Genomic DNA, 17083 nt, shown 5'->3' with positions numbered 1-17083 from the left:
ACTTGGCTTGACAATTCGTCTTACCTAATTAAATACGGGCCTAGTTTCGTCTCAGACGAAAACGGGGGAACCATCTTTGGGGTTAATTCTGTGAAAACAGAAGGGATGCAAACTGCCATCCTACCCGTCAGCTAACCTCGTCGGCTAAAGCAGATCATGCATACAAGTTTCTTTTTGTCCGCTTGCTTTATGTGCAAACGGCTTTTGCTCTATTTGGGCATGGGTCGTCCGCACCTATCAAGCTTATTTGTTCATATTTGTATGTGAGAGAATAGTCGACTCATTTGCTTTTGTCGGGAAGGGCCCTCCTGATGAAACGCAGTGTGTCGGCTTTTTTTCTTTCCATAAAATTTTTGAGGAGGAGTTGGGGTAGATGATTTCCTTTCACAGCGTAGAGATGCGCATCAACGATGTCTCCATCATCCAAAAGCTTGACCTGCAAATCAAAGCGGGTGAGCTGTTCGTCTTGATCGGACCCAGTGGCTGCGGCAAGACGACGACCATGAAAATGATCAACCGCCTGATCGAGCCTACCTCAGGGCGAATCGAGATCAATGGGGAGGATGTCTCCTTGGCAGATCCCGTTGAGCTGCGGCGCAATATCGGATATGTGATTCAACAAATTGCTCTGTTTCCCCATATGACGATTGGCCAAAATGTCTCCTTGGTGCCTAGACTGAAAAAAGCAGACCAAGCGCAGTATGAAAAAAAGGTCGATGAGCTGCTGGACATGGTCGGGCTGGACCCGAAGGTTTTCAAAAACCGATACCCGGCTGAGCTGAGTGGTGGACAGCAGCAGCGTGTTGGCGTTATCCGGGCTATGGCGGCAGATCCGCCGATCATTTTGATGGATGAACCTTTCAGTGCATTGGATCCGATCAGCCGGGAGCAGCTGCAGGATGAGTTTGTAAGGCTGCAAAAGACGATCAAGAAGACCATCGTTTTCGTAACGCACGACATGGACGAAGCGATCAAGATATCCGATCGCATCTGCTTGATGAACAATGGCGCTGTCGTACAGGTGGATTCTCCCGAGAAGCTGCTGCAGCGTCCTGCCAATTCCTTTGTGGCGGACTTTATCGGAATCAAGCGGTTGAAAGGCGCACAGGAGCGGCAGGCAGTCTCGTCGGCGAAAAAAGCGACGCTTCCCCGTTGGAGCATTTCGTAAAAAGAGGGAGGGGAAGACATGAGCGAATTTATCCAGTTCATCCAGGAGAGGCACGAGCAGATTTTATTGTTGATCTGGGAGCATAGCTACATTTCGTTTATCGCGGTCATGGCAGGATTTCTCGTCTCTGTGCCGCTCGGAATCATCCTGACGAGAACGGAAAAAATGAACCGCTACGTCATTGGCTTTGTCAATATTTTGCAGACCATTCCCAGCCTTGCCCTTTTAGGGCTGATGATCCCGCTGCTTGGAATCGGGGCCGTACCAGCAATTGTGGCACTGTTTCTTTACTCGCTCTTACCCATGCTTCGCAACACCTTTACCGGCATCATGGAGGTAGACCCTGCGCTGAAAGAGGCGGCGAAGGGAATGGGGATGACCAGCTTTCAAATTTTGTGGAAGGTGGAGCTGCCCCTCGCGATCTCGATTATCATGGGTGGATTTCGGACGGCAACTATATATACCATCAGCTGGGCAACGCTCGCTGCGGTGATCGGAGGAGGAGGACTCGGGTATCTGGTGTTTACCGGACTTGGGGTTGCAAACGACAACATGCTTTTGACAGGAGCGCTTGCAACCGCGATGCTGGCGACGATAGCCGATTTTATTACACGGAAAATACAAAATGTTTGCACACCAAAAGGTCTAAGAAGCAATCGCGCGAATTAAGGGGGAGCAATTAATGAAAAAGAGATGGATATACACTTTTGTTACGGCCGTTCTTACAGTAGTCTTGCTTGCAGGCTGCGGCTCCAGTAATGTCGTCAAGATCGGGCACCAGCCAACGAGCGAACAGACGATCATGGCGCAAATGCTCAAGCAGGTCATCGAGGGGAATTCCGATATCAAGGTCGATCTGGTTGGAGGACTGGGGGCAACTCCAGTTGTGCTCAAGGCCATGGAGAACAACGATATTCAAATATCAGCTATCCGCTACGTGGGGACGGATCTGACGAGTAGCCTAGGGCTGAAGGAATTCAGCAAAGACCCGCAGGAAGCCTTTGATTTGGTGAAAAAAGGCGTAGCGGAGAAGTTTGATCAGGAGTGGTTCCCGTCTTACGGCTTTGACAACACCTACGTGTTTACGGTACGCAAGGAAATCGCGGATAAATACCAGCTGAAAAAAATCTCCGACCTGGCAAAGGTAGCGAGGGAGCTGCATCTCGGTACAGATGCGAGCTGGCTGGAGCGACCCAATGACGGGTATGAGGCATTCAAGCAGGAATACGGCTTTGATTTTGGCAAAAAGACTCCGATGGATATCGGTCTGGTCTATAAAGCCGTTGCAAATGGAGAGGTAGATATTGTGCTGGCTTACTCCACGGACTCGCGCCTGAAGGAATTTAATCTGGTCACGCTGGAGGACGACAAACATTTCTTCCCGCCGTATGGTGCTTCCGCTGTCGTGCGCAACGATACGCTCAAGCAGTACCCACAGCTAACCGAACTCATTAACAAGCTGAGTAATAAAATTGATACGCCAACCATGACCGCGCTCAACTATCAGGCGGACGTCGAGAAACACGACCCGGAAGAGATCGCCCGGACGTTTTTGCAGGAGCAAGGCTTGATTCAAAAGTAACGCAAAAGGGAGGTGGGCTCGTTGAATGCTTTTGAATTTATTTCGAGGTATGGCGGGCAGATCCTGGAGCTGACAGGAGAGCATCTTTACATGAGTGCTATCGCCATTTTGCTGGCGATCGTGATCGGTGTTCCGCTCGCGGTATTCATGACACGCAATCCGAAGATCGCTGTGACCATTCAAACGATCATCAATACCGTCCAAACGATTCCGACGATCTCGCTGCTCTTGATCATTATGATCTTTCTCGGATTGGGGTACAGCACAGCGATTGTGGCGCTGGTTCTCTACTCGCTGCTGCCGATTGTGCAGAACACCTATGCAGGGCTGGAAAACGTGGATAAGAGCATGATCGAAGCAGGAACAGGCATGGGCATGACGCGCTTGCAGCTTTTGACCTACGTGAAGCTGCCGCTCGCTTTGCCGATCATTTTGGCAGGAGTCCGCATTGCCGCTGTGGTTGCGGTAGGTTCTGCGACGATTGCGACATTCGTCGGGGCAGGCGGCTTAGGAGAAATGATCATGCGGGGAATTTCTACGACCGATGACCAGAAGATTTTGGCCGGGGCGATCCCGGCAGCGGTCCTCGTCGTTGTCGTTGACATGCTGATTGGAAAAATCGAAAAAAGAGCGAGCTATCGCGTGAATACCGCAAGAACGAATAAGTAACGATTGCCAGTGGGCATCTTAAAGTGTAGCAAATCGTGGAAAAGAGGTGCTTGCTTTGAAAACGGAAGATGCCATCTGGGGAGCACTGGAGGAAGTGCTCGATCCAGAAGTGGGAGTCAATATCGTGGACCTTGGACTCGTGTATGAGGTTGCAGTAGAGGACAATGGGCAAGCAAATATTGAAATGACGCTGACGATACCCCAATGCCCGCTGGCGGATGAAATCGTAACGAATGTAGAAGAGGCAGCAGCTGCCGTACCGGGAGTCAAAGGCGTCAAGGTCTCACTCGTCTGGGAACCAAAGTGGAGTCCGGCGAGAATGAATGACAAGGCAAGGGAAGAGATTCGGGCACGCCGGAGTCTCGTGTAAAAAACAAAATGCAGCGTCAGGTTGAGGGAGGATGAGACCCTTTGACCGACGCTGCTTTGCTTTTCAATCGCTGCTCACACAGAGCTCCAAGGCATTCTCGGACAACGAAGCCACGCATCCTTCCTTCCTGACGCGATCCCCGATCCTCACGTGATAGCCGCAGAGGTAACCGCTGAACATAGCCGGCACCTCCACCAACCTCCCTCCGCTGGTTTTTACGAGACAGAGTGCTTCTCTCTCACAGACATAGGAGCCTTCCTCCAACAGCAGACGCTCAACCACTCCGTGACAGTTGCTCACAATATCGAATGTGACTTTCATCTTTGGAACTCACCTCTGTCAATCCAGATCGTGATTGTGGAACAGGCTGGAGAGCGTCTTTTTCAAAAAGCTGGATACGACCTCCACGTCCTCTGCACGGATGGCCAGCTTGTCGACCCAGCCGTTTTCGAAGGCGATCTCATCGGAGGAAATCAGTACGGACTGCATGTTTTGCAAGGAAAGGACAAAGCTCTTCCCATCAAAGTGCTGGGAGTAGAACAGCCCCAGGTCATAGCGGTTATTGTCTGTCGTAAAAGCTACATAGCGGGAGAGCATCGTTTCCGATTGATCGTACAGATAGTCAAAAGACATGGTAGTCACCTCAGCCTGATAAATTTTTGATTCTGCTACCGCAAGCGAATGCCGCTGGGTTACATGGATTCCTCGAAGTCGATCACCGGCGGACTTTTGCGAAATGTCTTGGTACTGAACAGCAAGTAGCCAATACCGATCAACGTCCAAACGATTCCGAGAGTCAAAGCGTGGCTGTCGAGATTGCCCCAGAGGAAGGCGACAAAGCTGGCCCCGATCAGCGGGGAGATCAAATATTTGAGGGTGTCTTTGGCAGAGCGCTGCTTTTTGCGGATGTAAAAATGGGCGAATACAGACAGATTCACGGCAGTAAAAGCGGTCAATGCCCCAAAATTAATGAACGCAAGTGCTGTCTCCAGAGTCAGAAAAAGGGATGAGAGGGAGACGATCCCGATGAAAAGCACATTGCCGACGGGAATGCCTTTGACGGGATGCAGTTTGCCGAACCATTTTTTCGGTAGGACATTTTCCCGTCCCATTGCGAACAAGAGTCGGGATGCGCTCGTATGGGAAGCGATCCCCGAGGCGAGTGCAGCTGTAATACTACCGGCGACAAAAATCGAATGGAACAGGTCACCTCCGAGGATCATGGACATCTCAGGAGAAGGAGAGTCCTGGTTTTGAAACGGCGCAACGGACGGAAAAGCCAGCTGGGTGAAATAGGAAGCAATGATGAAGATGACGCCGCCAATCAGGGCAACGAGAAAAATGCCGCGTGGAATGGTCTTCATCGGATTGATCGCTTCTTCCGTGTAGGTCGTCACGGCATCAAAGCCCAGGAACGAGAAACAGAGGATGGCTGCACCTGCCATGAGTGTCGGAAATGACATGCCTTCTCCGTAAAACGGTGTGATGGGAAAAGCGCTGCCTGTTGGGCTGGTCCCGGTCAAATGCTGAATGGCTAACGCTGCAAGCAGAAGACCGAGGATCCAGGAAGGAACGTTTGGGAAGGCCGCTGATAGATAGATCGTTCCCAGCAGCACATTGATGATGGGCAAGAAGACGTAATCTAAGAGTGATACCCAGCCGACGAGAAAACCAAAGTGGGGGTTAATGGTCTGGCGCGCGTAAGAGTAGGCGGAGCCCGCTACCGGAAATTTCTTGACCATGCCTTCCGTAGCTGGCGGCGGTAAACAGCATGGCTGCGAATTTCAATCCGTATAAGGCTGTCCGTCATGGGGTACAAGCCTCCTTTGCTGAAATATGCTGCACCCATTTCGTCTAGCAATAGATGTGCCAAACACATTCACTCCTCGTAAATGGCATGAATTTTGCTGAGACGAACCAGTGGAACAAAGAATGAGGAGGAGATTCCTATGAGCAGCATGTACCCAGGGGGCCGTTTACGACTGTATCCACGTTTGCTGTGAAAGGAGAAGGCGCGCTCTTGACGGACGTGGACGGAAATACGTTCATCGATTTCGCAGGAGCGATCGGCACGCTGAACGCGGGACATTGCCCACCGAAAGTGGTGGAGGCGCTCAAGGAACAGCTGGACAAATACATCCATCCCTGCTTCCATGTCATGATGTATGAGCCGTACGTGGAGCTGGCGGAAAAGCTGAATCAAATTACGCTAATCCACGGGTGTTAACTTTTTAATTTTCGTTGTGGTCGACTTTGGTTGTAAATTTGGATATACTCATCAATTCAACTTTGTGCTTCCTCTAAGCTTCGGAAATCATAAGGGTTTGAGATGCGAGAAGAAGCTCCCCCTTTCCCTATAGGCTTCTTACATTTGATAATTCCTGTACCTGATTCGACTTGAGAAAACTTGGCTTGGCCATGCTTTATTAACGGAACCGCAGCAATAAAAAACTGCCCGCACGACTTTCCCAGAAAGGAAATCGTGTGGACAGCCAATAATCACAGCTTGGTGACAAGAATATTTAGTTTTTCAGCCATGCTCGCAAGCTCTTCTGTGGCAGATGCCGTCTCTTCCGTACTCGCAGAGGTTTGCTCGGTTACAGCGGCGATGCTCTGCGCCGAATGCAAAATAGTACTCGTCTGCGCTGATTGCTCCTCGCAGCTCGCAGCTACATCGGTGATTCTCTCTGCTGAGTTGTTCACGTACGCAATGATTTCGGTAAACGAATGACCGGCATTCGTGATCAGCTCATTTCCTGTGCGTACGGTTTCCACCGCATCTTGTGTGCTCGCTTGCATCGTATGGACGAGCTGAATGATTTCCTTCGTCGCTTCTCCACTCTGATTGGCCAGTTTGCCTACCGAGTCGGCCACAACAGCAAAGCCTCTGCCGTGCTCGCCCGCACGCGCTGCCCCGATGGATGCATTCAATGCGAGCAGCTTAGTTTGGTCCGCAATGTCCTTGATTGTGGTCACGTTCAAATCAATTTTCTTAGAGTTGTCTAGAAGTTCGTACACTTTCTTAGAGTTGTCTAGAAGTTCGTACACTTTCTTGGAGATCTCCTGCATACCGGACATGGCTTTGTTCATCATTTTCCCGCCATTTTCAGCGATGTCGGAGGTCTGATTGACGAGCGAGCTCGTCTGTTCAATATTGGAGGCGATTTGTACGATTGCTTTATCCATTTCCTCGATCATTTCAGAAATGTTGTTTACCATATTGGTCTGGTGCAGGCTTCCTCCCGCCATTCCCTGGATGCTGGCGGTGATCTCTTCTGAAGAGCTGGCGACTGCTTGAGAAGAGAGGTGAATGCTCGATGCGACAGAGCGCAGATCCCGAACCGTCATGATAGCCAAAGCGATTCCAACCGCCAAGGCGATCAGACTTACGATGCTCACGGTAATGAACGCCGAATTATAAATGTTGACCGATTGGTTCGTTGCCTCCGTAGCACCTCTTTGGTTCATCTCCTTCAGTTTGACCAGTGTCTGCTGGGATTGCTCCCACGTCGCGGTAACTTTCTTCACTTCCTGAATGGTTTTGCCTGTGTCACTGCCTTTTGCCAGATTGATTACTTGCTGAAGCTGCTGTTCGTAAGCTGTCCATAACTGCTTGTATTCACTATAGAGTTGTCTCTCCTCGTCACTATTTATCAGCTTTTCATACTCCATTGTCGATTTGTGGATTCGCTCCTGAAACACTTGAAGCTGGGAGAGCAGCTTGGAAATTTCTTGCGGATCAGATTCCAACCCAATCCGGTTGACCACCGTGGCACATTTGTATCAAGCACATTGATTTCACTGATCAAAGACAGGCTGGGAACCCAGTTCTCTTTGATTTCCTTGGAGTGGTCTCCCATTCGGCTCATTTGAAAAATAGATAGGGAACTGATGATGAGTAATAACGCTAAAAGAATGAAGAAGCCTGTTAAAACCTTCTTGTTGATCGCCATAACGCTCTCCTCCGAGTCCTGTTGAAGTCGCTTGGTGCTGTCCTCTAATTTCCCGCATCTGAAAATATTCAAACATGAAAAATAGCGTGGCATCAAACTAATCTGGGAAGAGTACGCAGAGCATTTGCGCGTTTTTGCTTGCGAGTCGCGCAAAAAAACTTAACGATAACTTCACAATGACTCCCGGAATGCCTGGTACGATAGGCATAGACGGACATTTGTGCAAAAAGTTCGATATTGACAAGGAGAATTGTGGCAAGGTAATCTAAAAGTGCAAGAATGAGCACAAATGAACAAAACGAACAAAGTGCGCAAATAAAGTGAGAAACGAACTTATTCAGGGGAAAAGGATGAGGGTTATGCTAGCGGCAGAAAGAAAATTGAGGATCGTTGAATATGTGAGACAGCATCGGACGGCGTCTGTTTCCGTGCTCGCCAAGGAATTTGGCGTCCATGAAGCGACAATCCGCAGGGATCTGGCAGAAGTTGAGCAGGAAGGACTGCTCAAGCGGACTCATGGTGGAGTGATCGTGGAACGACTGACACCGAATGAGCCTTCCTTCAACGAACGGACGAATGTGGCACTCGATCAGAAAATGCGCATTGGCAAGATGGCGGCAAGTCTGGTGGAGGACGGCGATCACATCATCATCGATTCGGGAACGACGACGCTGCATATCGCCAAAAATCTGGTGAACCGCTCCAATCTTACGGTCATTACGAATGACATCAACGTTGCAGCTGAGCTGAGGGATGCTCCTGGCGTCAAAGTCACGGTGACAGGGGGCGAGCTCTACCCATCCAGCTTCATGCTCAACGGGATGTTTACCGATCACGTACTTCGCTCGTTGCATGTGTCCAAGGCTTTTATCGGCACACCCGCCATCCATCCCAAGCATGGCCTGATGCATCCAGAGGCGCAACTGGTGCTGGCGAAGCAGGGAATGATCGCTGCAGCCCAAGAGGTCATTGTCGTAGCCGATGACACCAAGATCGGCAAGCTGTCTTTGTACAAAGTCGCGCCTAACAGCTCGATTCACACCCTGATCACGGGCAAGGAAGTGGCGGAATACGACATCAAGCCGTTTCACGATACCGGAATCAACGTCATCACCGTCTAGCAGGTGAATCTCTCCGGGCGCTTTTCTAGGCCCGGAATTCATAATCATAGAAACTTCAGATGGAGGTGTTCTGTTGGTGGGCACCACAACAACAGAAACAGTACATTCGCGAACGCTGCGCTTGACGGAGCCCCATGTGGTCTTGGAGCAGGACGTCCACCGCAGTGTTCCCGAGGGATACGTCGTAGTTGAACCGACTCTCGCCAGCATTTGTCATGCCGATCTTCGCTATTTCGGAGGTACACGAAAACCGGAAGTCCTCGCTAAAAAGCTGCCGATGGCGCTTTTGCACGAAGGAATCGGAACGATTGTGGGCGGAGAGTCCACACGGCTTTCTCATCGTCAGAAGGTTGTGATTGTTCCGTATTTGGCGGGCTATTTGCTAGAGGAACAGGGGCAGGCGCACAGCTGTCCAGCATGCAGAGGGGAAATCTCAGATAACTATTGCACGCATAGCAGGTTTCTGGGAAGTGGCACAGATGGAATCGCACAGAGTCGTTTGGTCATCCCTGAGCCATGCGCCATCCCGATCCCGGAGTCAATCCCTGATGAAATCGCTGTGCTGACTGAGCTTTGCAGTGTTTCCTACCGCGCGCTCCGCCCTGTAAACGACTTGCTCGGTCAGGCGAAAATTGCCGTATTTGGCGACGGGCCTGTGGGGTATTTGACGGCCGCTATGCTCCATCACGCTTTTGGGGTTGGTCCCGATCGGTTGACGGTTTTTGGAGCGATCCGGGAGAAATTGGATCAATTCACGTTCGCTCGTACGGAAATGGTACAGCAGTACGACTTCTCATCAGGTGAGCCAGTAGATATTGTTGTGGAGTGTACAGGTGGGAAGTTCAGCGAAAGTGCGATCAACCAAGGGATTACTCTTTTGGCAGCAGGTGGTCATCTGATCGCGATGGGTGTGAGCGAGGATTTGGTCCCTATCAATACGCGCGATGTGCTGGAGAAGGGACTGACACTCTACGGCAGCAGCCGCAGCTCGATCACGGACTTCGAGGGAGTGCTGCAAGTCATGCAGCAAAAGGCTTGTCAGGACACTCTTCGTCCCCTCATTCCTGACTCCTACACAGTGGTGGCCAAGGCAGAAGACTTTGTTGGCGCAATGGAATCTGCCTTGGCACACAGAGAGTGGAAAAAGACCTACCTCGACTTTCAATGGTGAGCATCGCATGTGATGCAGCTATCGCTTGCGATGCAGCTATCGCTTGCGATGCAGCTATCACAAGTGATTGAGCCGGGCAAGTCTTACAAGGATTATAACACACAGGAAATGAAGGTAGTAATGACCGGCAGCAGGAGGAGAGAGGATTGACCAGTGGCTCCTCCTTCCCGAGTCATCTGGAAAACGAAAATGTAAGCGCAATCATCCAAGTTTACAATTTCTTAAAATGCGCTTCATATTTTCAGTAAAAAGCCCTTTTATAATAAAAACGAACACAAATGAGCAATATCGAGCAAAACTGCTTCTCCCATTGGATGAGAAAAGCGGGGAGTGCAGAACGGGGAGGAGTACGATTGGCAGCGATCGAGTTTGTGAATGTCACACAAGCGTTTGAGAAAAATGTCATCATCAAAGATTTGAACCTGAAGATTGAGGATGGGAAATTCACCGTGTTGGTTGGACCGTCCGGCTGCGGAAAGACGACACTGCTGCGAATGATTGCAGGACTGGATCGTCAGACCGCAGGATCGGTGCTTATCGGCGGAGAGGATGTCACAGACATCGCTCCCGGACAAAGAGGGGTAGCTATGGTTTTTCAGAACTACGCCCTGTACCCGACGATGACCGTGCGCGAGAACATTGAATTCGGCTTGAAGAACAACAAGGTGAGCAAAGAGGAACGAAATCGTCTGGTAGAAAGCATTAGCGAGACGGTCGGATTGAGCCCGTACCTGAACCGTAAGCCGTCCGCGCTGTCTGGTGGACAAAGGCAACGGGTCGCTCTGGCTCGTGCGATGGTCAAAAAGCCGTCCGTCTTCCTCATGGATGAGCCGCTGTCCAATCTGGACGCCAAGCTTCGCGCACAAATGCGCATCGAGCTGATCGAGCTACATAAGAAGCTGGGAACGACGTTTGTCTACGTGACGCATGATCAGGTGGAGGCGATGTCTATGGCCGACACCATCGTACTGATGAATCAGGGACGTATTCAACAGGAAGCGGCTCCTGAAGACATCTACCGTCAGCCGAACAATTTGTTTGCGGCGCAGTTTATTGGTGTCCCTCCGATGAATGTGGGAGATCTGGGCATGGATGGTGTGAAGTTCGGGTTTCGACCAGAGGGTGCCGTGCTGACGGCAGAGCGTACGGATTCTCATTTTGGTGTTCGTGGCCGGATCGTAACGCGGGAAATGCTCGGCTCCGAAACGATCTACCAGGTAAAGACGAAGCAGCACGCGTTTATGATCAAATGCACGGAGGATCAGTTCACCGTCGATCAGGAAGTGTTTCTCGGTGTGGACGCGTCAAAGATCTTCTTTTTTAGGCAAGACGAGCATCGCATCGCACAGGATGACGTTCGCCACGCTGCCTATATGGCGGCACTGCGAGGGCAGCAGCATGAATAACACGAGAGTCTGGCAAAAGCTTCGCCCGTACGCTTTGGTCCTGCCGGCGATGATCGGCATCCTCCTTTTTGTGGTGTACCCGATTCTTTACTTAGTCAAGCTGAGCATGTTCAAGTACAACCTGCTGAACAAAGATAAAAGCAAGTTTATCGGGGCAGACAACTACACGGAAATTTTCTCTCGCGGCGATTTCTACAACGCCTTGCTCACAACCGTGCTCTACACTGTCGGAGTGGTTGTGATCACGATGGCGCTGTCCCTTTTCATCGCTTTGTGGCTGAATCAAAACACTCGCTTCAACGCCCTCGTGCAAGCCGGCATTTTTACACCGCATATCATCTCGATCGTATCGATTGCACTGGTGTGGATGTGGCTGATGGAACCCAATTACGGGCTGCTCAATTTCGCACTGAAAGCGGTTGGACTTCCAGCTCTCCCATGGCTGCAAAGCTCCAGTACCTCGCTCTTATCCATCATCATCGTCTCGGTGTGGCAAAACGTAGGCTACTATTCCCTGCTGATCGTGGCCGCTTTGAAAAACATTCCGCAGACGATCTACGAAGCCGCTGCGCTTGATAACGCCAGCAAATTCAAAGTGTTTTACAAGATTACACTGCCCATGATTTCCCCTCAGCTGTTTTTTATCCTGGTGATCATGACGATCGGCTCGTTCAAGGTGTTCGATACAGTCAAGATCATGACGGGTGGGGGACCAAATGGCTCTACGACCACGCTTGTCTACTATATTTATGAATTCAGAACGACGAGCATCGGCTATGCGTCAGCCACTGGAGTCGTTTTGATGGCGATTATTACGGTGCTGACCTTTATCTACTTCCGATTGCTATCCAATAAGGTTCACTATCAATAATCGTCGGTGATACGACTTCAAAAAAAGGAGGTGCCCAACCGGTGCAGTTGCAAAAAGAAGGGAAAAAGCAGTCGGGGGGCGGTCCAGAGCTGAGCATCGATTCTGTGACGAGAACCGGTTCTAAACCGAAGATTGCTTCTGTCCGCAAGACGTGGAGCATGTTTTGGAAAGCGGTCGTGCTCATGGGATTTATCTTCCCTTTCCTATGGATGATCTCTACCTCGCTTCAAACCTTTGAGGAGACCATGAAGTTTCCTCCGACCTGGATACCTGCTTCTTTGCAGTGGAGCAATTTTGTGGAGGCCATGAGCTCCGGACCTTTCCTGACTTATTTTAAAAACTCCGTGATCGTCACGACCTCGATCATCTTGATCCAGCTTGCGGTCATGATCCCCGCGGCTTACGCATTTGCGCAGTACAAGTTTTTCGGCAACAAAATATTGTTTGGCATGGTCTTGCTCGCCTTCATGATTCCGGGCCAGGTCACCTTCATTCCTGTCTACCTGATGCTGGCAGACGCAGGCATGATCAAGTCGCTTTGGCCACAGATCCTACCTTTTATGTCCAACGCGTTTGGCATCTTCCTCCTCAGGCAGTATTTCATGCAAATCCCTCAGGAGATTGTGGAGTCAGCCCGATTGGATAACGCGAGCGAATTCAAGATCATTTGGAAAATCATGATTCCCATGTCCATGCCTGCGATCTCCACAGTCGCTCTGTTCAGCTTCGTCAGTCACTGGAACGACTATTTCTGGCCGCTGGTCATGACGGATTCAGAGGCTGTCCGGCCGCTCACCATGGGAATTGCCATGCTGCGCGAGACAGAAGGCATCAGCAACTGGCACATCATCATGGCGGGCAACGTGGTATTGGTTGTTCCGATCCTGATCGTGTATCTGTTTGCTTCCAGGCAAATCGTCAAAGCTTTTGTGTATTCCGGCATCAAATAAAAGATGAATGGGGGAACTTCCATGAACAAAAAGCTTTCTGCCATCGTACTGGCAGCAACAACCGTGATTTCCGGGGTGCTCGCCGGATGTTCAGGCACCCAGTCTGAATCGTCCGCACCGACTCCATCCACCACGCAGCCGTCTGCATCGACTCCGGCTGGGAAGACCACTGTGCAGTTCTGGCATTCGCTGGGTGGCAAAAACGGCGAGTACATCAGCGCTATGATCAAGCGTTTCAATGATACGCATGACAACATCGAAGTAGTGGGGACGTTCCAGGGCAGCTACGATGAGACTGTGACCAAGCTGCAGCAATCGATCGCTGCCAAAACGGCCCCTGACATCACGATGCTGGAGCGCGCCTACGTCCAGATGTTTGCCGAGGCAGAGGTTCTGGAAGACTTGACGCCTTTCATGGCAAAAACCAATACGAGCAAGGATGACTTCCCGGAAGGTCTGATGGGCCACTCCGTATTTAACGACAAGATCGTATCGCTGCCGCTCAACCGTTCGACACCGATCATGCACATCAACAAAACGATGCTGGATGAAAAAGGTCTGGCGATTCCGACTACCTGGGAAGAGCTGAAAAAGGTCTCCGAAGCACTAGTCGTCAAAGAAAATGGAGAAGTCAAACGCTATGGTCTGAGCATGCCGTATGACACGTGGTATCCCATCGCTATGATCAGCCAGGCAGGCGGAAAGTTCTTCAATGATGATGCCACCTCGATCGGTTTTGAAAAAGGCGAAGGGGTCAAAGCGTTCCAGTACTTGAAAGATTTGCAAAGCACAGGAGCTCTCTACTATCCGCCAGCACAAGACTCCGGCAATATCGTCAACCAGATGTTCACGAGCGAAAAGATCGGGATCATGTTCCAGTCTACCGGTGTGATGGGATCGGTAAAAAGCAACGCCAAATTTGATTACGTGACCGCCTTCCTGCCAAAAGACGTGGCTTTTGCGACGCCAACGGGTGGAGCAAATATCGCGATGCTCACTGATTCTACGAATAAGGATGCCGCTTGGGAGTTTATTAACTGGGTGAATACCGATCCGCAGGGCGGCCAGCAGTTTATTCTCGATTCTGGTTACCTGCCGTTTACCAAGAAGATGGTCGAGTCTGAGCCAATCAAAGAGCTGTGGGCGAAGGACCCCAATCGCAAGGTAGCATACGATCAGCTTCAGTACGCAGTAGATACGAACAAGGACGTGGCTTGGCCGCAAATCATGCAAGAGTTCTTCAAGGCAATTCAGGCGATCATGTACGACAATAAGCCAATCGAGCCAGCATTGGATACTTTCAAAAAAGAAGCAGAACGTCTGCTTAGCGAGTAAAACAGGAGGGACATCAGCATGATAGAGGCGCTGCAGGAACAGCAAGGAATCATCGTCGCAGCACATAGAGGCTGGAAGTCGGCTTATCCAGAAAATACGCTGCTCGCTTTTCAGCAGGCCATCGAGCTAGGTGCCGACATGCTGGAATTCGATCTGCGCTTTTCCAAGGATCGAGTCATCATGGTCATCCACGACGAAACGGTAGATAGAACGACAAATGGATCAGGCAAAGTAAGCGACTATACAATGGAAGAACTAAAGCAGCTCGATGCAGGCGGATGGTTCGGGAAAGTATACGAAGGTCTGAAGATTCCTACATTAGAAGAGCTGTGCGACTTGCTCGCAAGCTATCCGGATGTCCTGTTGAATGTGGAAATCAAGCCAAGCCCGGATGCAAAGGAGGTCGCGGATGCCGCGGTCTCCCTCCTCCGGGAGCGCGGGATTCTAGCAAACTGCGTGTTCACTAGCTTCGATGCAGCTGTCATTACCCATCTGCATGACGTCCATGCGTGCAAGACGCAAGGGTTTCCTGGACAGCTGATGTCCAACTACATCGATGGCCTAGGCGGTACCTTGTCCAAAATGTGGGCAGTCGGCATCCACATGAAACTGCTGACTCCACAGCTGGTACAAGAATATAGGGAGCAGGGAATCCTGCCGTGGTGCTATTCACCGGATGACGAGCAGCAAGTCTATTACGCACTTGGATGCGGCTCCCTGCTGATGACGGTAAACAATCCGCTTCCTGCCATGCGCATCCGGGAGCGTCTTCTCACACTAGCCAACGCTTGAGGAGAGGAAGGACCTATGGAGAAACGGTATGTCATAGGGATTGATTTCGGCACAGAGTCAGGCAGAGTGGTGATCGCGGATGTCGAGCAGGGGGGCGAGCTCGCCAGTCATGCGACTTTGTACAGACACGGCACGATCGTAGAGAAACTGCCAGGCTCGGGAAAGGCGCTCGGTCAGGACTGGGCGCTGCAGCACCCGGATGACTATAGAGAAGTATTGAAACAGTCTGTTCCGGAGGTTCTCCGCATTTCTGGCGTAAGACCAGAGCAGATCATCGGGATTGGTGTGGATTTTACCTCTTGCACGATCTTGCCAGTAGATGCAAAGGGCCAGCCTTTATGCGTCCAGGAACGCTATCGGAATGAGCCGCACGCCTACGTCAAGCTGTGGAAGCACCATGCCGCGCAAGAGGAAGCCAACCGGATCAATGAATGGGCCAAAGAAAGCGGCGAGACGTTTCTTGCCCGCTATGGTGGGAAAAGCTCCTCCGAGTGGATGGTAGCGAAGGTCTGGCAAGTGCTGAATGAGGCCCCAGAAATCTATCAAGCGGCTTATCGTTTCGTAGAAGCGGGAGACTGGATCGTACAGCAGCTGACTGGGAACTGGGTGAGGAGCAACTGCAGTGCGGGCTACAAGGCATTTTGGCACAAGCATGACGGGTATCCGCCTCGGCAATTTTTCAAACAGCTCGATCCCAGGCTCGAGGATTTGACTGACACCAAGCTTGGAGGAGATGTACTACCCTTGGGTACTCGGGCAGGAGAGTTGAGTGCAGAGGCAGCTCAACTGACAGGCTTGTGTCCAGGGACAGCTGTAGCGGTTGCCATCATCGATGCTCATGCAGGAGTAGCAGGGAGTGGAGCTGTTCGCTCGGGTCAAATGGTCATGGCGATGGGGACATCACTCTGCTTGCTCGTCCTCAGTCATAACGAAGTGAGTGTAGAGGGAGTAAGTGGCGTTGTAGAAGATGGGATGATCACGGGCTTGTACGGGTATGAAGCGGGACAGCCAGCAGTGGGGGATTTGTTTGGCTGGTACTGTGATCAGGCTGTACCTGGCTACGTGCAGGAAGCGGCGGCAAAAGAGGGTGTCAGTGTACACACCTGGCTGGAGCAAAGGGCAGCCGAGCTGAAGCCTGGACAGCATGGTCTTATGGCTGTGGACTGGTGGAACGGCAATCGGTCTGTTCTTGAGGATGCTGATTTGAGTGGGCTGATCGTAGGTCTTACGCTGCAAACCAAGCCTCCGGAAATTTATCGAGCCTTGCTAGAATCCACTGCATTTGGGACGCGCAAGATCATGGAAGCCTTTGAAGAGGCAGGGGTACTCGTGAATGAGATTTTTGCCTGCGGCGGCTTGCCCAAGCGAAATCGCTTATTCATGCAGATTTACGCGGATGTGACAGGGCGCGAAATCAAGATCGCGGCTGCAGCAGAAACAACGGCGCTCGGCGCGGCCATTCACGGAGCCGTCGCGGCAGGTACGGAGCGCGGAGGCTATCCGGATCTCGCAGCTGCTGCCATCCAAATGGCTAAAGTGAGGGAAGAAACCTTCCGGCCAATCCCCGAAAACGTGGCCGTGTATGATGATCTCTACCGTCAGTATATCCGGCTGCATGACGTTTTCGGGCGAGGAGGACTCGTCATGAAAGAACTCAAGCGAATCAAGCGAAAACTGATCAATCATTCGGAATGA

General features: G+C 51.1%; 17 protein-coding genes, 2 pseudogenes and 1 riboswitch. Of the genes and pseudogenes, 15 read left to right on the top strand and 4 right to left on the bottom strand.

Going from position 1 to position 17083, the window contains the following annotated elements; translation table 11 throughout:
• Window positions 1-27 precede the first annotated feature (27 nt).
• Window positions 28-160, top strand: a riboswitch (cyclic di-AMP (ydaO/yuaA leader).
• 213 nt (window positions 161-373) lie between these two features.
• The 5 genes and pseudogenes from EDM55_RS27890 to EDM55_RS27870 form a co-directional block, all read left to right on the top strand.
• Window positions 374-1129 (top strand): annotated as a pseudogene (locus tag EDM55_RS27890) (ABC transporter ATP-binding protein); the annotation flags it as partial.
• A gap of 57 nt (window positions 1130-1186) precedes the next feature.
• The gene (locus tag EDM55_RS27885; RefSeq protein WP_092272819.1) at window positions 1187-1837 is read left to right on the top strand and encodes an ABC transporter permease; all 651 of its coding nucleotides are present in this window, start codon (window positions 1187-1189) and stop codon (window positions 1835-1837) included.
• Between the two features lie 13 nt (window positions 1838-1850).
• Window positions 1851-2750, top strand: coding sequence for an osmoprotectant ABC transporter substrate-binding protein (locus tag EDM55_RS27880; RefSeq protein ID WP_122961902.1), 900 nt, complete (start codon window positions 1851-1853; stop codon window positions 2748-2750).
• Between the two features lie 21 nt (window positions 2751-2771).
• Window positions 2772-3419 (top strand): ABC transporter permease, encoded by a 648-nt coding sequence (locus tag EDM55_RS27875; RefSeq protein ID WP_246070990.1) that lies wholly within the window; start codon window positions 2772-2774, stop codon window positions 3417-3419.
• Between the two features lie 55 nt (window positions 3420-3474).
• The gene (locus EDM55_RS27870) at window positions 3475-3789 is read left to right on the top strand and encodes a metal-sulfur cluster assembly factor (protein ID WP_122927061.1); all 315 of its coding nucleotides are present in this window, start codon (window positions 3475-3477) and stop codon (window positions 3787-3789) included.
• Between the two features lie 63 nt (window positions 3790-3852).
• Here the strand turns inward: EDM55_RS27870 and EDM55_RS27865 are convergent, their stop codons facing one another.
• Genes EDM55_RS27865 through EDM55_RS27855 form a run of 3 tightly spaced genes read right to left on the bottom strand, consistent with a single transcriptional unit; the run spans window position 3853 to window position 5531 of the window.
• Window positions 3853-4110, bottom strand: a complete 258-nt coding sequence (locus EDM55_RS27865) for a biotin/lipoyl attachment domain-containing protein (protein WP_122961901.1) — start codon at window positions 4108-4110, stop codon at window positions 3853-3855.
• 18 nt (window positions 4111-4128) lie between these two features.
• Window positions 4129-4422: an SAV0927 family protein gene (locus tag EDM55_RS27860; RefSeq protein ID WP_122961900.1), complete on the bottom strand. Its 294-nt coding sequence runs from the start codon at window positions 4420-4422 to the stop codon at window positions 4129-4131.
• A gap of 59 nt (window positions 4423-4481) precedes the next feature.
• On the bottom strand, window positions 4482-5531 hold the full coding sequence (locus tag EDM55_RS27855; RefSeq protein ID WP_246070991.1) for an APC family permease: 1050 nt from the start codon (window positions 5529-5531) through the stop codon (window positions 4482-4484).
• A gap of 209 nt (window positions 5532-5740) precedes the next feature.
• Here EDM55_RS27855 and EDM55_RS27850 point away from each other — a divergent pair.
• A pseudogene (locus EDM55_RS27850) lies at window positions 5741-5998 on the top strand (aminotransferase class III-fold pyridoxal phosphate-dependent enzyme); the annotation flags it as partial.
• Window positions 5999-6288: 290 nt separating this feature from the next.
• Here EDM55_RS27850 and EDM55_RS27845 read toward each other — a convergent pair.
• Window positions 6289-7539 carry a HAMP domain-containing methyl-accepting chemotaxis protein gene (locus tag EDM55_RS27845; protein WP_170184412.1) on the bottom strand — a complete coding sequence of 417 codons (1251 nt, stop codon included), beginning with the start codon at window positions 7537-7539 and terminating at the stop codon, window positions 6289-6291.
• Window positions 7540-8101: 562 nt separating this feature from the next.
• Here EDM55_RS27845 and EDM55_RS27840 point away from each other — a divergent pair.
• From EDM55_RS27840 to EDM55_RS27805, 9 genes are all read left to right on the top strand, one after another.
• Window positions 8102-8863 (top strand): DeoR/GlpR family DNA-binding transcription regulator, encoded by a 762-nt coding sequence (locus tag EDM55_RS27840; protein WP_092272782.1) that lies wholly within the window; start codon window positions 8102-8104, stop codon window positions 8861-8863.
• 76 nt (window positions 8864-8939) lie between these two features.
• Window positions 8940-10034 (top strand): zinc-binding dehydrogenase, encoded by a 1095-nt coding sequence (locus EDM55_RS27835; RefSeq protein ID WP_246070992.1) that lies wholly within the window; start codon window positions 8940-8942, stop codon window positions 10032-10034.
• 9 nt (window positions 10035-10043) lie between these two features.
• A complete protein-coding gene (locus EDM55_RS30510) occupies window positions 10044-10184 on the top strand; it encodes a hypothetical protein (protein WP_170184413.1) in 141 nt (46 codons plus the stop codon).
• A gap of 203 nt (window positions 10185-10387) precedes the next feature.
• Entirely contained in the window at window positions 10388-11440 is a 1053-nt protein-coding gene (locus tag EDM55_RS27830; protein WP_122961898.1) for an ABC transporter ATP-binding protein, read from the top strand.
• Window positions 11433-12311, top strand: a complete 879-nt coding sequence (locus EDM55_RS27825; RefSeq protein WP_122961897.1) for a carbohydrate ABC transporter permease — start codon at window positions 11433-11435, stop codon at window positions 12309-12311. The genes EDM55_RS27830 and EDM55_RS27825 overlap by 8 nt, the downstream gene beginning before the upstream one ends.
• A 158-nt stretch (window positions 12312-12469) precedes the next feature.
• On the top strand, window positions 12470-13261 hold the full coding sequence (locus EDM55_RS27820) for a carbohydrate ABC transporter permease (protein WP_122961904.1): 792 nt from the start codon (window positions 12470-12472) through the stop codon (window positions 13259-13261).
• A gap of 21 nt (window positions 13262-13282) precedes the next feature.
• A complete protein-coding gene (locus EDM55_RS27815; protein WP_122961896.1) occupies window positions 13283-14596 on the top strand; it encodes an ABC transporter substrate-binding protein in 1314 nt (437 codons plus the stop codon).
• A gap of 18 nt (window positions 14597-14614) precedes the next feature.
• Complete coding sequence (locus EDM55_RS27810; protein WP_122961895.1) at window positions 14615-15388, top strand: glycerophosphodiester phosphodiesterase family protein; 774 nt, start codon at window positions 14615-14617, stop codon at window positions 15386-15388.
• Between the two features lie 15 nt (window positions 15389-15403).
• On the top strand, window positions 15404-17083 hold the full coding sequence (locus tag EDM55_RS27805; protein WP_122961894.1) for a ribulokinase: 1680 nt from the start codon (window positions 15404-15406) through the stop codon (window positions 17081-17083).

Origin of the sequence: Brevibacillus centrosporus (assembly GCF_003710815.1) — a bacterium.
GTDB lineage: Bacteria > Bacillota > Bacilli > Brevibacillales > Brevibacillaceae > Brevibacillus > Brevibacillus centrosporus.
The sequence above is the reverse complement of the archived record's forward strand: the minus strand, read 5'-3'. Positions and strand labels throughout refer to the sequence as shown.

Bases quoted from the DNA above. Each gene is read 5' to 3' on its own strand.
- EDM55_RS27865 (WP_122961901.1), bottom strand. From the start codon at position 4,110: ATGAAAGTCACATTCGATATTGTGAGCAACTGTCACGGAGTGGTTGAG.
- EDM55_RS27880 (WP_122961902.1), top strand. From the start codon at position 1,851: ATGAAAAAGAGATGGATATACACTTTTGTTACGGCCGTTCTTACAGTA.
- EDM55_RS27885 (WP_092272819.1), top strand. From the start codon at position 1,187: ATGAGCGAATTTATCCAGTTCATCCAGGAGAGGCACGAGCAGATTTTA.
- EDM55_RS27840 (WP_092272782.1), top strand. From the start codon at position 8,102: ATGCTAGCGGCAGAAAGAAAATTGAGGATCGTTGAATATGTGAGACAG.
- EDM55_RS27860 (WP_122961900.1), bottom strand. From the start codon at position 4,422: ATGTCTTTTGACTATCTGTACGATCAATCGGAAACGATGCTCTCCCGC.
- EDM55_RS27820 (WP_122961904.1), top strand. From the start codon at position 12,470: ATGTTTTGGAAAGCGGTCGTGCTCATGGGATTTATCTTCCCTTTCCTA.
- EDM55_RS27815 (WP_122961896.1), top strand. From the start codon at position 13,283: ATGAACAAAAAGCTTTCTGCCATCGTACTGGCAGCAACAACCGTGATT.
- EDM55_RS27805 (WP_122961894.1), top strand. From the start codon at position 15,404: ATGGAGAAACGGTATGTCATAGGGATTGATTTCGGCACAGAGTCAGGC.
- EDM55_RS27810 (WP_122961895.1), top strand. From the start codon at position 14,615: ATGATAGAGGCGCTGCAGGAACAGCAAGGAATCATCGTCGCAGCACAT.
- EDM55_RS27825 (WP_122961897.1), top strand. From the start codon at position 11,433: ATGAATAACACGAGAGTCTGGCAAAAGCTTCGCCCGTACGCTTTGGTC.
- EDM55_RS27855 (WP_246070991.1), bottom strand. From the start codon at position 5,531: ATGGTCAAGAAATTTCCGGTAGCGGGCTCCGCCTACTCTTACGCGCGC.